Below are 13,435 nucleotides of genomic sequence, written 5' to 3'. Positions count from 1 at the left end.
GAAGAAATTATTAATATTGTTTTTATTAGCTACATTTTGTCTACAGATTACAGGATGTTCTAATAATATGGGTACACTAAGGGAGAAGTCTAAAACTTTAACAACTGTGAAGTCTAAACGCATCAATAAAGGGTGGTACAAACATATGTAATAGTTTGTATCACCCTTTATTGATGTTAAAAGTCATAAGAAAAAGGTTATAGATATTTTTCATAAAGAAAAGACACCCATATAAGAGTGTCCTTTCTAATAGTTTTTTAGCAGAAGCAACTGCATCCGATAATGATTAATAGTATAAAGAGTACAACAAGCAAAGCAAATCCTCCAGCAAAACCACAGCCTTCTCCGCAACTGCCACCATAGCACATAATAGTTCTTCCTTTAGGTAAGAGGATTAAAACTAAGGTTCATTCATGTATTTTAACGGGTTCACTTTACTTTATGTTTTTAAGAATGAATGGAGTAGGTTCTTTTGAAAATAAAGAAAAGCCCCCCTAAAGTGCCTTCCTTCGACTTGAACCATCTAATTTTAATAATATATTGGACTCCCATCCGAATACTATTTTACTATGTTAATTTTTTTGTTCATTGAGGGGTACCGCCACATTGCTATCAAGCTAAGGCTAAGAAAGGTCAGTTTCAGAAGGGATTTTTTCTTATTCTAAAAACCAGTGCAAATCATTGGGGATTCTGCATATCAAATAAATCCTAACGGGTTTCATTTTTAAAATTAAGCGGCTTAATTATCAGACATGGTCCAATTGTAAACGACACCTAATATATTAAAGACTGTTTTCTCCCTGTATCGATGGGGATTTTCGTCCGTTTCGCTGTAAGAGTTTCAGCAGGCGAAGAAGAATATTTGAAAATCTAATATTTTTTAGAATCGTAACCTTTATAGGTGGAGTTGTATTAGTAAATTCATGATAGCTATAATAAAAATTTTTAAACAATACCAATTAATTTTGTATTTTAAAATTAATACTTGCAAATCCAATACGCCTCGTATACAATCTGTATACGAATTGTATACAAAATGTAACGAGAGGTGAAAATGATGGCAGAAACATATCGTAAAGCTAAGGTATTAAAATTTCTAGACAAATTACGTGAAATGAAAGAGATGAATATAAAATATTCACAAATGTATTTGATAAACTTAAAAGAATTAATTCCTCATATGGAGAATGATATGTTTTTTCTAGAAAATGTAGAAGAAATAGAAGATATTTTAGAAAATCTACAGTTTAAGAAAGAGGAAGAAAATATTGTTTTATCAAGAGAGCAACTCATGTTTTTTAAGGAAGCAACTAATGCTATAACAACAATTAAAGATATCAATATTATTTTAGAAGAAGCTGGAGAGTTTTTTGACTTAGATATTCCTGAAAGAAAAGTGAAATCTGGAATGGTAAATTACAAAATCCAATCCATTGATCCAATGGATATGACTGGTATTAAAAAGCAATATTATATTATGTTAGGGGAAATTGGTGTATCATACCCTGATGGAACAGGCGATGAAGAATTTGTAGCGGCTGCAAATAAAGTATTTCTGGAGTATGTTACACATAATGATATTACAAAAGTAGATGATGGTTTTATTGTTTCGCTACCGGTATTTGCTTCTCATCAAGTGATAAAAGATTTAACGAATGCAGATTTAACAGTTCTTGCAATGATTCCTATAAAAGAAAAAGAATAAGAAGTCATAGAAAATAAGTAAATGGCTGAATTGAAAAATCAAGTATTAGAGAGTTTAGAGGAAATATGTGAAACCGATATAATAAAAGAAAATCCATAAAAAGCTTTGAATTTCTTGAGCAAATAGTTATAATTCATCAAATACAGAAATAGACATACAAAAATACCATCCTTTCCTATGATTCTACAGAAAGAATAGCGTATTTTTTATTTTAGGGGGGATTTTTGAAGAAGGAATTAATACAATATGTAAAAATACTCTGCTATCTAGTGAACAGTTTTATACTTTCCGAATAATAGTCAAATAAATGGATGATACTATACTTATATAATCATTATCAGGAGAATCTGCAGATTTGCAGATCCTTTTTTATTTTATCGAAAGTAAACTTTTAGCCAGCAGTTTATTTTCCTACTATTGATTTTTTATACGTATTTGGTGAAAAATCAAGGAGCTGCAAAAAAATACTATACCGAAAGTTCGGTATAGTAACGTGCATATCAAAGATTCCACGTTGGTATATCTCCAAAAGAGTCATAAAAATCTATGTTTTTTTAATTCAGTTGCAAACTACAAAACTTCTTTTTAAAGAAATGTATGTACATACAAATTATATTTTATTCCATAACTCTCTAACTTTTGTTCATGGTAGTCTGATATTGAAAAAATATAATATTTGGTACGACATCACTTTGTTTTTTTATAAAGTTTTGTAATTAAACTATAATATTGTATTTTTTTTTGTATTATTGAAATTAGTAATAATAAAATGTATTATTGAAAAGCACAATTTATAATTCAAGTAATCAGGACTATGCGCCCATTATAATTTGAACATTCAGAAATTATAATATTGTCTAAAAATGAGGTGAGATTCATAGAAACAGTACATATTAAATGGTATGGAATGTATAGTATAAATGATTTTTATAATAGGGAAGAAGCTTCTAAGAAGGGGATATTTGCAATCTCTAGAGTATGTGCTAAGAGTGTAACATTGCTATATATAGGACAAACCAAAAGAAGCTTTATACAAAAGATAAGGGAACTTAATAAGGAGTGGCCTTTCGATGAGAGCGAATTAAAGATTACATTAGGAATAATAGAATTCCCTAGTGGTGAAATTTACTCTGAAAAGAAGGTAAAAGAGATAAAATCCCTTTTGATTTTACGACATACCCCATTAGAAAACGAAACATCTTTATTATACTATAGAGGGAAATTTAATTTAAAAATTATAAATAAGGGAAGAAGAGGTTTAATTGTTAAAAAGCTTTCTACAGGAGATCTAATATGGACATAATTGGAATCACCTTTGAATAAAATTGAAGGTTTCTTAAGTGCAGAAGCTTATCAATTTTTAATGTATTAAACTATTTTGAATAACATATGTCAGATACTTGAAAAAACACAAATTTTATTATGATATGAAATCCTGTATGGAAAGTGTAGTTTATTTCTATTGTTTAATAAAAATATTAAGAATTTTAGGGATAATACATAAAGAGTAGAGGAGAAAGTAAACACGGAGGTTTGAAGAATGGGACAAGTAAGCAGATTTCAAGAAAAACAACAGAATCGTCGTCAAAAGGCAATTTTTAATATTGCATTTACTTTGGTATTAGTGACAGTTGGTATAGTGACATACCAATTGTTTACCCCTTCTAATACATCAACGAAAGCAATTGCTCAAGAAAAGAAAGTAACAAAGATAGAAGAGAAGAAAACTGAAGATAAAGAAACAGCAAAGATAGAAGAAAAGAAAACTGAAGATAAAGAAACAGCAAAGATAGAAGAGAAGAAAAATGAAGATAAAGAGGCAGCAAAGATAGAAGAAAAGAAAAATGAAGATAAAGAGGCAGCACAGCTAGAAGAGAAATCAAAAACAGAAAAATCGGTAAAAACGAACGGAACTGAAAATAATGAGGAAGAAAAAACGGCATCTCAAGAAAAGGGTTCTCAAACTAATCCTTCTTGGAAGCCAATTGGTACCGAGCAAGGAGCAAAACCTGAAATGAAATTTAAAGAAGGAACAGTAGATTGGAGTGAGATGAAAAAAGCAATTTCTTATGCTGTTGATGTTCCAGAGAGCCAATTGATTTTCGATTTTATTGGGAATAATGGTAATAATAAAGCCTACGGTAATGTACGAGATAAGCAAAATAATAAAAAATATAAGGTTAATATTGATTGGGTAGAAAATCAGGGGTGGAAACCAGTATCTGTACAAGTGGTAAGATAAATAATAGAAATGTAATGATGTAAATCAGCTGTCCATATGGACAGCTGATTATTTTTTTTGCTTAGCGTATTTTTTTGAAAATGCTGGTGGTACCTCGTTGAGAAACAGGAATTAAATCTATATTTTGTTTTATTTACCTCACTACTTTATCCATAACTTCTTTATATTTATAATAGTAATTAGTTTCAAATAAATAGTTGTACGGAAGAAAATGTTCCTTGTAAGTAGTAAGCATCCTTTGCAATTTTAATTTATAATTATTTATAAAAAAGAAAAGACACCCTAAGGTGCCTTCCTTCGACTTGAACCATCTTAATTTTAATAATATATTGGACTCCCATCCAAATATTATTTTACCATGTTAAATTGTTTTATTCATTGAGAAATATAGTTTCATTTTATATTTAAAAGAATTCTATAGGCTAGAACCACCTATTAATTAGGGGGAACTGACATGTTAAGCTAATATTATAATACTTCTAGAACGGAAATTTTGAGCAATATGTATACGAGCCACATATTAAAAAAAAGACACTCTCAAGAGTGCCTCTCCTTAGCAGCCGAATCCGCCGCCCCAACAGCTAGCGCCAACGATGATTAATAAGATGAAGAGCACAACAAGTAAGGCAAATCCGCCGCCGAAACCACAGCCTCCACCACAACTACCGCCATAGCCCATATTAACTCCTCCTTCCATAAAGACCATTTATTAATGGATTTAATTTACTTTATGTTTTTAAGGATGAATGGAGCAGGTCCTTAAAAAAATAAAAGGACTTTGGAAGTTAAAAAGAGTTGACGACCTTATTTTTGTCACCGGCATTTCGTCTTCTACATATTGTATTTTATTCTGTGTATTGGGGGAAGGAGGATCTTATGGCTAATTCTGAGATGATTTTACGTTTACTTACGGATTTAAAGATTGAACAACAATTGCTGAAAGAACAGTTAGAGAAAATGCAAACAGCTGTGACTATTCTTGAAGAAAAATCAGTGACGCTTAAAGAAAAACCAGCGACGCTTAAAGAAAAAACAATGACTCCTGAAGAAAAACCATCTGTTACAAAGCAAAGAGCTTTTTCTGGACGCCCAACATCTTTTCGTGATTGGAGAGCATCTAGTCAAAAAAATTAGGGAATGTTATGTGAAATAAAAAATAAAAAAGTACAGTCTGCTGTAGAAAAGACTGTACTTTTTTATGTTAGTAGAGAATGTTAAGGAAGACGTATTTATTTTGCCTATTCCAATTCCACTTTTAATTGGAGCTCTTTATCTAACTTATCATTATTAAATTTTAAAGTTAATCCTCGCGTGTTTTTCGGTACATCGAATACAATGTTTCCGTCCGAATGTTCATCAGGGCTAACAATACCAAATTTAAATGTAGAGGTATTTGCAGCTTTAAGTACGGATTGATATTCATTGGAAATGTGATATTCTCTTCCAAATCCATCAATTAATTTAAAGTTGTTAATATCTAGTGTAATGGGTTCTTCTTTACGATTATAAACTGCGATGTCTAATACTTTAAAGACACCTTGTGCTTTAACTTCTCCAGTCCCTATAACATCTAATGACTCGGCAGATCCCATTGACATGTATACATCAGAGGAATCTACATTGGTAGGAAGTTCTTTTTGCGAATCCTTGCTGCTAAGTTTGTCATTCTCTGTTTTTTTAGAAGTCGCCTGCTCATTTTTCGCAGGCGCATCATGTGAACCGCAAGCTGATACTCCAAACAAGAATGTGCTACATAATAATGGGGCTAATAACTTTTTGTTCATCGTTTCTTCCTTCCAAAATAGAAGCACTTTAATGAGTGCTATATATTTGTCTTTATATGTATTACATTTTATATCTTATTATATTAATTTTGGAAGGAAAAGGGAAAATATTGTGCATTTCTCTGATTCGAGTTATTTATCCGTCTAAAAGTTGAAATTAAAATGAGCCCCATAAATGATAAACCATTCCACTAACAAAAAACACTAATCCTAAAAATAAAACAATTAAAGCAAGTATTCCATTTTTATTATGTTCCATAAAATTAGCTCCTTTTTCATTTACTTACATACAAAAAGCCTTTAGTCGTAATTATGGCTAAAGGCTTGGATCTTCATACTTTGTAGTTTATAAAAAAGTTGCACTGCTGTATTAATTTGGAATATGATTATTTAAAGAGAAGGTGATGAGTACATGCAGGACAAAAAACAATTCCCGCTTATATCTGGAAATCTCTCATTAGATTTAGTAAATACAGAGCTAGTTAGGCGTGGACAACGTTATGATTTATTAATAACAAATGAAGATGTATTAGAATGGCTACATGTAATAAAGGTTAATCTTCCTTTTTGGAATGAAAAAACATTTATAAGGATTCAAGAGCGCACGAATCAAGTTACATCTAGCATATTAGAGGTAAGAGAAGTACTGAGAAAACAGTTTGAGGCAATTGCTGATCAACAAGAGATTTCTAATGATTTTATTACGTATTTAGAAAAACAAATTGAGAAGGCACCATTTACATATAAAATCATTGAACAACAGCTAGTATCTATCCCGGTTGGAGAAATCGAGGATATACTCGCATCGTTAATTGCATTTGATGCTTTAACGTTAATAGCAGAAAATAAGCTTATTTTCCTTAAAAGGTGTTCAAATCCTGACTGTGTTTTATTATTTATAGATAAGAGTGGGAAACGAAAATGGTGTTCTATGAAAATATGTGGGAACCGGAAAAAGGTAGCAAAATTTCAGGATCGAAAATTTGAAGAAGTCTAGAGAATCAACTTATAACAGTTGATTCTTTTTTTATTCTTTAACTAACCTCTAAAATTGATATTTACAGGTTAGTTATGTCGAGTTATAATTGTTGGTAAATAAAGGAGGAGAACGATGGATAATATAACAGCAACTAAGCAGAAAGATCCTCAACCAATAAGTGTACGCTATTTTACAAAAATGAAAGGGAAAGGAAGAAGTCCATTACAAGTAAATATAAAGGACTCTTTAACAGGACTACTAGGGGGATTTTTAACGATTATTACTTTAACATATTTAACGAGCATAACCTCTACAGAATTATTAATGGCTCCATTTGGGGCGAGTTGTGTATTAGCATTTGGAGTTTGGAATGCGCCATTATCTCAGCCGCGTAATATTATTGGAGGACATTTGATTTCAACTTTCATCGGTCTATCAATATATCATTTGTTTGGGAATGAATATTGGACAATTGCTTTAGCAGTGGGGATGGCAATAGCCGTTATGATGTTAACGAGAACGACGCACCCTCCGGCAGGCGCCGATCCGATTATCGTAATTTTAGGGGCAAATAGTTGGAGTTATTTAGTAACACCAGTTTTAATTGGCTCCGTTGTTATTGTAGTTATTGCTTTATTCATTAATAATATGAGTAGTAAAAGAAGTTATCCAACTTTTTGGATGTAGTTTGTGAAGTGAAAAATAATTTAAGTGAGTATTCTATTCTTACTATGTTTTATTTTTTATATAGTAAAAGCCTTAGTCGTAATTGCAGCTAATGACTTGGGGCCTCATACTTTGTAGTTCATAAAGAAAAGACACTTTAAAGTGTCTTCTACAGATTTGAATTATTTAATTCATGTAATTAATATTCGTTAGCATAAAACTCTTTTATTAATTTTATTTCATTTGTATCTGGATTAAACTTAAATATTTTAATTTGATTCGATTCGTCTTTGTATGCAAATGTATTCTCACCAACTTGGGTCATATTGCTGGTGTTTAAGATAGGATCGCTACCGTGATCAGTAATTTCCACAGTTTTCTCACGATCCCAGAATGCAATGACAATAATCAAAATGATAAGACATACCCGTATAAAACGTAATTCTCTTGCAACAGGATGTTCCATCTGTTAGTCTCCTTTACTGTTTGATAGAGTTTGTTTATAAAAGAGATAATTGCAATGAATATAAATAAAAAAGACACCGTAAAGTGTCTTTTTTATTTTAGTTATGCGCATTACTTAATAAGACGCTAGTTCCTCAGTCTGGCTATGAGTAACTATGTAGGGTGATTCCATTATAACATTTTAACCAGTAATGGGTCTATATGGAATTTAATTGATTTTCTTTTTGATTATTCAGAATCACTTACCAAGTATTTGGATGAGGAAAGCAGTGAGACAGAAGCGACTAAACTTGTTTTAGAAGAGTGTCTTCTTTTTTGTATCATTGTGAGTAAAGTGTAGAGCTATATTTCCCTTTACACGAACATAAAGGTATAATATAGTTTAGTTAAGTTAACTAAACTATATAAAAGCGTGACTGGAGGAAGAACGCTATGACGAGATCATATAAAGAAGTAATTAATGAAATGAATCGAGCCTACACGGAACTCTACATTTTACTATTTCAAGATTTAAAGGATGAGTTTGGTCTTACTGGACAGCAAGAGAGCATGCTATTTCATATTCATTTAAATGAAAACACGACAGCAAATAACATTGCGAATACGTTTAATATAACGAAAAGTGCGGTGAGCCAAGTTTTATCGAAATTGGAAAAGCAACAGATGATTTCAAAACAAGTGAATCCGAATAATAAAAGGGAGTATTTTCTTACACTTGGTCCAAACGGTAGTAAGTATATGGAGCAATTGTCGAAGTTAGATGATGTATTAATTGAGAAGTATTTCTCGAAAATTGATATTGAAGCGTTGCAGCAAATGACAGAGACGTTAACGAAAATAAATAAAGTGATATTGGAAGAAAAGCAGAAGGATCTTGATTGTAATGAGTAAGAACTTAGATGAAGCAATTAGTAGAAAGGAGGAGAAGCATGTGATGAGTTACATACCAAATATGATTACGATAGCAAATTTTGTGTGTGGGCTTTTGGCTATTCATGCTGTTTTCGTTGACGATATGTACGGTGCAGTTATGTTCATTATTACAGGTATGGTCCTTGATTTGTTTGATGGCATGATCGCTCGGAAACTTGATTCTGTTTCAGAAATTGGTGGAGAGCTGGACTCATTTGCGGATTTAGTTACTTTTGGTGTGGCACCATCTATTCTTGCATATAATGCTTCGTTAAAAGATTTGCAGTCTATCGGGATGATATGCGCGCTCGCTTACAGTATTTGCGGAATGCTTCGGCTTGCGAGATTTAACACACAGCAAAGCAAACTCCCAACATTCATCGGAATGCCCATTCCATTCGCGGCGATGTGTCTCCTCATTTTATGTCGCCTAAATAATCCAGTTTCCGTGGCATTTGGTACAAGCGTACTCGCGTATTTAATGGTGAGCAAAATCAAATTTCCTCATTTTAAAAAAGATATAGCTGAAAGCTTGGATTCTGAAAGCTTGGATTGATAATACGGAATTACAATGAGAAAGATAAAGGAGAATAACATGATTCGTATGGCATTAAGATCATTCAACATACAAATGTATTGTTTGCTAGGCGTAATGTTATTGGGATGGCTCGTGACACCTTTTTCAGCCCAGTTTGTCGGGATAAGCATTGGCCTTTTGGTGAGTATGTACTGCGCCTGGATTTTAGGAAGGCGTATTGAAAAGTTCGGAGATAGCATTGTAAAAAAAGAAAAAGCACCGATGCTCGGAATGATAAATCGGTTCGCAGCCGCAATACTCGGCGCGATTATTATGTATGAAATTGAACATCATGAATTCATGTGGACATTTGCAGCTGGAATTATGGGTGGGTATTTCTTGATTATTATTAATTTGGGGTATTACAGTATGAGGGATGAGAAGGGATAGATGGGTAAACTCTCAAGTATAGAATGATATACTTAAGAGTTTACTCATTTTAAATTTATCTATTACTTGTTGTAACATATCCATTAGAAAAATCCCCATTGCTGTACTGTTTAGCTTTTTCAGTACGTCTAACAATATAACATATATATTCATTATTTTTGGAAATCTTAATCTATTAAATGTCCCTTTTTCGGAGGTCACTTCATTTCGCTAGAAGGCTTTTTTATTTTTCCCGAGAATGAACAGTAATATATAATCTAATTTTCGTGAATGTAATGGGGAGGCAGTAAAATTTGAACAGAAAAATTTGGTTTGTATTCACTTTTTTTGCTCTTTTAGTATCTGGTTATATTGTTGTCCAATATTCTATTATGGATGGATTTCAAACAGGGCTTGTAAAAGCGAAGCTTATGTTTGGATCTAAATTAAGTGATTTCTGGTATAGTATGTTATTTATACATATTACGACTAGTATAGTAGCATTAGTAATTGGTCCTTTCACATTATCCACTAAATTTAGAGATAGGAATATCAACCGTCATCGAATAGTTGGGAGAATCTACATGGTTGGTATATTATTAGGAGGCGTTTCTGGACTATACCTATCTTTTTATGCTACGGGAGGATTGGTAGCGAAGCTAGGCTTTGGTTTGTTATCCATACTTTGGCTAGCATCAGCATATCAAGCATTACATAGAGTTAAGAATAAAAAAATTAAAGAGCATCGGAACTGGATGATTAGAAATTATTCTTTAACCTTTGGAGCAGTTACATTAAGAATTTGGCTACCGTTGTTTATAGTTCTATTTGGAATAGAGCGGTTTGAATTTAGTTACGCTATTATTGCTTGGTTAGCATGGGTACCTAATTTAATTTTGGCAGAATTATTCATAAGAAAAAGACTTAATAAAGGAAAATACGAAGGAAATGAGGATTTACATTTTTGATGTGAATCTGCTGTTATATTGAGGACAGAATTCTTCAGTAATTCAATACTTTTATAGGTGTAAGCATGGCGTTACCTAACAACGAATAGCGGATTCCTAATAAGAGTAATAATAAAAACTAACATAAAATTTAAGAAAAATTTTATATTTACCCTACTTTTTATTTTAAAAGTTTTTCCTATCCTATAAACAAGTTACATCAAGGAGGAGACTGAAAATGAAGGAGTGGGGATTTTTTATTTTTAGTATATCCCTGATATCCGAAGACAAAGTAGAAGATTAAATATATGAACAAATTACCAGTTCTTAAATAATAGATGAAAATGTAAAGTTAGGGGATTCCACATGCATACAGGAGTTTTGATTAGTTATTTGTATACGTATTTTTTTACTATAATTTTTTGTATTTTGTTTCAAATTAGATTTTATTTTAAAGCGAAAAGAAACATATCTATTCGGCATTTTCTATGGGTATATATTTTTCTATTCTATCTTTCGCTAGTGTATAAGGTGACGCAAATCGCGACTGTATGGGATATAAGTAGATATGAAACGTGGATTCGTGTAAGTCAAATCAACTTGACTCTATTTGATACGGCAGGTAGTACGACGTATCTTTTAAATATTGTACTGTTTATGCCGTTCGGCTTTTTATTACCGACTATTTGGCCGCAGTTTAGAAAAATGAAAAACACCGTATGCGCGGGATTCCTTTTTTCATTGGCAATTGAGTTAAATCAATTACTAAATAATAGAATTACAGATATTGATGATTTATTTACGAATACCCTCGGAGCGATTGTTGGGTATGTATTATATAAAGTATTATATACAGCGTTATTTAAATTGATATTGAAAAGAGAGGAAAAAGAGTTTGATACGAACTCTCCTTTAGTCATAAAATACGAGGCTGTTTTTTGTTTAGTGTGTTCATTTGTAGGTGCAATGTTAATTTATCATCCAGCTTTATTTGGAAGACCTGTAATCATCCAGTGAGGTAATTACGAATTTCTTTTGAACGCTCGTGCGATATTTCAATTTGTAAAAAGCCTTTAACTTGTTATAGTTAAAGGCTTTTATCATCATAATTTTTACTTACCAATTACCCACTCTAACATCCACCTTCAACCACTTCACCCAATCCAAATCCTCTACCTTAAGCAAACTAAGCGAAACACCCTTCATATCTAAAGAAGTTAACAGTGTACCAACTTTTACGAATGTGACTTGCAATCCTTCCAGTTCAAACAAACGGCGAATGTCGTTTGCGAAAATGTATTGTTCCATTAATGGAGTTGCGCCGAGTCCATTAATGAGGATAGCGAAGTTGTCTTCTTTTCTCCAGCGATAAATGCTTTTAAGTTTGTTCATTAGTTCGATTGCTAATATTTCAGAAGAGGATAGTGCTTCTTTACGATATCCTTTTTCTCCGTGAATGCCGACGCCGTAAAACACTTCATCGTCATTTAATGTGAATGAAGCTTTTCCTTTTACTGGATCGTTGGCAGGGGAAAGGGCAACTCCTAATGTGTGTAAGTTTTCAGTGATAGAACGGCCAAGTGTTGTTAGTTCTTCTAAAGAATGGCCTTCAAGAGCGGCCGCACCAAGTATTTTTTGAACGAAAACAGTACCAGCGACGCCGCGTCTTCTTTTATTAAAAGAAGCATCATCTTCAATTGAAACGTCGTCATTTACGATGATATGGTCAATTTTTCTTCCTTCTTCTTTAGCGATCTGCTCAGCCGCTAGAAAGTTCTCAACGTCATCTTTAAAGTTTTTAATGATGAATAAAATACTTTTATCTTTTGGCATGAGGCGAGTAGCCGCTACAATTTGTTCCACTGTAGGCGGAGTGAAAATGCTGCCGTTTACTGCCGCTGTAAGCATACCTTTTCCTACATAGCCAATATCAGCGGGTTCATGTCCGCTACCACCGCCGCTTATAATCGCGACGTTTTGCTTTAGTTTTTCGATATCCTTTACATAAATGATGTTATTTGTTTCGTCGTAATTTACTTTGTCGTTATGTTCAAAATAAAAGCCATGCAGCATATCTTGAACGATATTTTGTACATCATTCATAATCTTTTTCATTGCTTTTGCCACCCTTTAATTACTTTGCTGATTGCTCAAGTAATAGTAGTAATTGATTGTTTATCATATTTTTCATAAGAGAAGACATAATGGAAGGATCTACTTCGCACTTGCTTTCAATCCAATCTTTTATCGTTCCAACGAAGCCGTGACTATAAAAGGAGGCAATCGTATTTTTTGTCTCATCAGAAAGGCTGAATCCACAGCTTACAGATAGTTCATCAATAATCTTCATATATAAGTTTTTCGTATGCTCAAATAAATAGTGATTAAACGAGTTTTGCTCAATAACTTTAAAAGCATTTCGGTAAAATTTTTGATTTTCATAAAAGTAATCAAATAATAAATCAAAAATGTTTTCCCATTTTTCATAATCGAGAAAGTCTATAATATTTTCTTTCGTTTCTTCTCTATAAATCCAGCTTAATAGTTCAAATTTATCTTTAAAATGATAATAAAAAGTTTGCCTACGCATTTGACAGTGTAACATAATATCGCTCACTGATATTTTATGAAACGACTCTGTTTCCATTAAATATTTCAATGAGTTCGCGATTATCTTTTTAGAAATTATAGAAGAGGTCATCTGAATCATCCCTAGAATGTTAGTAATATAAAAATCCTATCTATAAATGAGAGCGGTGTCTTTAGACAGATTGTCCATTTTGTCCGTT

The 13,435-nt window shown here is 32.3% G+C and carries 17 protein-coding genes and 1 pseudogene; 11 read left to right on the top strand and 7 right to left on the bottom strand.

The window, feature by feature from the left end:
* Positions 1–257 precede the first annotated feature (257 nt).
* Together AU379_RS29705 and AU379_RS30345 are read right to left on the bottom strand one after the other, a co-directional pair.
* Positions 258–368 carry a YjcZ family sporulation protein gene (locus AU379_RS29705; protein WP_074596601.1) on the bottom strand — a complete coding sequence of 37 codons (111 nt, stop codon included), beginning with the start codon at positions 366–368 and terminating at the stop codon, positions 258–260.
* A gap of 371 nt (positions 369–739) precedes the next feature.
* Positions 740–887, bottom strand: a pseudogene (locus AU379_RS30345) (IS4 family transposase); the annotation flags it as partial.
* Positions 888–1,054: 167 nt separating this feature from the next.
* On the opposite strand from AU379_RS30345, the gene AU379_RS22320 reads away from it, so the two are divergent.
* From AU379_RS22320 to AU379_RS22310, 3 genes are all read left to right on the top strand, one after another.
* The gene (locus tag AU379_RS22320) at positions 1,055–1,705 is read left to right on the top strand and encodes a hypothetical protein (RefSeq protein WP_030023572.1); all 651 of its coding nucleotides are present in this window, start codon (positions 1,055–1,057) and stop codon (positions 1,703–1,705) included.
* An 868-nt stretch (positions 1,706–2,573) separates the two neighbouring features.
* Positions 2,574–3,008, top strand: coding sequence for a hypothetical protein (locus AU379_RS22315; RefSeq protein WP_002100802.1), 435 nt, complete (start codon positions 2,574–2,576; stop codon positions 3,006–3,008).
* Positions 3,009–3,245: 237 nt separating this feature from the next.
* Positions 3,246–3,947 (top strand): YrrS family protein, encoded by a 702-nt coding sequence (locus AU379_RS22310; RefSeq protein ID WP_061139723.1) that lies wholly within the window; start codon positions 3,246–3,248, stop codon positions 3,945–3,947.
* Positions 3,948–4,500: 553 nt separating this feature from the next.
* Here the strand turns inward: AU379_RS22310 and AU379_RS22305 are convergent.
* The gene (locus tag AU379_RS22305; protein ID WP_000540377.1) at positions 4,501–4,626 is read right to left on the bottom strand and encodes a YjcZ family sporulation protein; all 126 of its coding nucleotides are present in this window, start codon (positions 4,624–4,626) and stop codon (positions 4,501–4,503) included.
* A 197-nt stretch (positions 4,627–4,823) separates the two neighbouring features.
* On the opposite strand from AU379_RS22305, the gene AU379_RS22300 reads away from it, so the two are divergent.
* Entirely contained in the window at positions 4,824–5,081 is a 258-nt protein-coding gene (locus AU379_RS22300) for a hypothetical protein (protein WP_000013694.1), read from the top strand.
* 104 nt (positions 5,082–5,185) lie between these two features.
* Here AU379_RS22300 and AU379_RS22295 read toward each other — a convergent pair whose 3' ends face one another.
* Positions 5,186–5,731 carry a DUF4352 domain-containing protein gene (locus AU379_RS22295; protein ID WP_003312697.1) on the bottom strand — a complete coding sequence of 182 codons (546 nt, stop codon included), beginning with the start codon at positions 5,729–5,731 and terminating at the stop codon, positions 5,186–5,188.
* Positions 5,732–6,143: 412 nt separating this feature from the next.
* Between AU379_RS22295 and AU379_RS22290 the strand changes: the two genes are divergently transcribed.
* Together AU379_RS22290 and AU379_RS22285 are read left to right on the top strand one after the other, a co-directional pair.
* Positions 6,144–6,728: a CGNR zinc finger domain-containing protein gene (locus AU379_RS22290; RefSeq protein WP_003312696.1), complete on the top strand. Its 585-nt coding sequence runs from the start codon at positions 6,144–6,146 to the stop codon at positions 6,726–6,728.
* 114 nt (positions 6,729–6,842) lie between these two features.
* Positions 6,843–7,397 carry an HPP family protein gene (locus AU379_RS22285; RefSeq protein ID WP_048567718.1) on the top strand — a complete coding sequence of 185 codons (555 nt, stop codon included), beginning with the start codon at positions 6,843–6,845 and terminating at the stop codon, positions 7,395–7,397.
* A 178-nt stretch (positions 7,398–7,575) separates the two neighbouring features.
* Here AU379_RS22285 and AU379_RS22280 read toward each other — a convergent pair whose 3' ends face one another.
* Entirely contained in the window at positions 7,576–7,842 is a 267-nt protein-coding gene (locus tag AU379_RS22280) for a YmzC family protein (RefSeq protein ID WP_000400965.1), read from the bottom strand.
* 431 nt (positions 7,843–8,273) lie between these two features.
* On the opposite strand from AU379_RS22280, the gene AU379_RS22275 reads away from it, so the two are divergent.
* From AU379_RS22275 to AU379_RS22255, 5 genes are all read left to right on the top strand, one after another.
* Entirely contained in the window at positions 8,274–8,732 is a 459-nt protein-coding gene (locus AU379_RS22275; protein ID WP_000198626.1) for a MarR family winged helix-turn-helix transcriptional regulator, read from the top strand.
* Positions 8,725–9,309 carry a CDP-diacylglycerol--serine O-phosphatidyltransferase gene (gene pssA / locus AU379_RS22270; protein ID WP_100619886.1) on the top strand — a complete coding sequence of 195 codons (585 nt, stop codon included), beginning with the start codon at positions 8,725–8,727 and terminating at the stop codon, positions 9,307–9,309. The genes AU379_RS22275 and pssA overlap by 8 nt, the downstream gene beginning before the upstream one ends.
* 39 nt (positions 9,310–9,348) lie before the next feature.
* The gene (locus tag AU379_RS22265; RefSeq protein WP_000620606.1) at positions 9,349–9,720 is read left to right on the top strand and encodes an ATP synthase subunit I; all 372 of its coding nucleotides are present in this window, start codon (positions 9,349–9,351) and stop codon (positions 9,718–9,720) included.
* Between the two features lie 293 nt (positions 9,721–10,013).
* The gene (locus AU379_RS22260; protein ID WP_003312690.1) at positions 10,014–10,667 is read left to right on the top strand and encodes a DUF2306 domain-containing protein; all 654 of its coding nucleotides are present in this window, start codon (positions 10,014–10,016) and stop codon (positions 10,665–10,667) included.
* A gap of 345 nt (positions 10,668–11,012) precedes the next feature.
* On the top strand, positions 11,013–11,663 hold the full coding sequence (locus AU379_RS22255) for a VanZ family protein (protein WP_003312683.1): 651 nt from the start codon (positions 11,013–11,015) through the stop codon (positions 11,661–11,663).
* 99 nt (positions 11,664–11,762) lie between these two features.
* On the opposite strand, the gene dhaQ is transcribed toward AU379_RS22255, so the two are convergent.
* Both dhaQ and dhaS read right to left on the bottom strand, forming a co-directional pair.
* The gene (dhaQ, locus tag AU379_RS22250) at positions 11,763–12,761 is read right to left on the bottom strand and encodes a DhaKLM operon coactivator DhaQ (protein ID WP_044584198.1); all 999 of its coding nucleotides are present in this window, start codon (positions 12,759–12,761) and stop codon (positions 11,763–11,765) included.
* A gap of 19 nt (positions 12,762–12,780) precedes the next feature.
* Positions 12,781–13,347, bottom strand: coding sequence for a dihydroxyacetone kinase transcriptional activator DhaS (gene dhaS / locus AU379_RS22245; protein WP_000204212.1), 567 nt, complete (start codon positions 13,345–13,347; stop codon positions 12,781–12,783).
* Positions 13,348–13,435: the final 88 nt, after the last annotated feature.

The sequence above is a fragment of the Bacillus sp. JH7 genome (assembly GCF_001563515.1).
Taxonomy (GTDB): Bacteria; Bacillota; Bacilli; order Bacillales; family Bacillaceae_G; genus Bacillus_A; species Bacillus_A cereus.
Note: the sequence above shows the minus strand (reverse complement) of the source record. Positions and strands in the feature narration are given on the sequence as shown.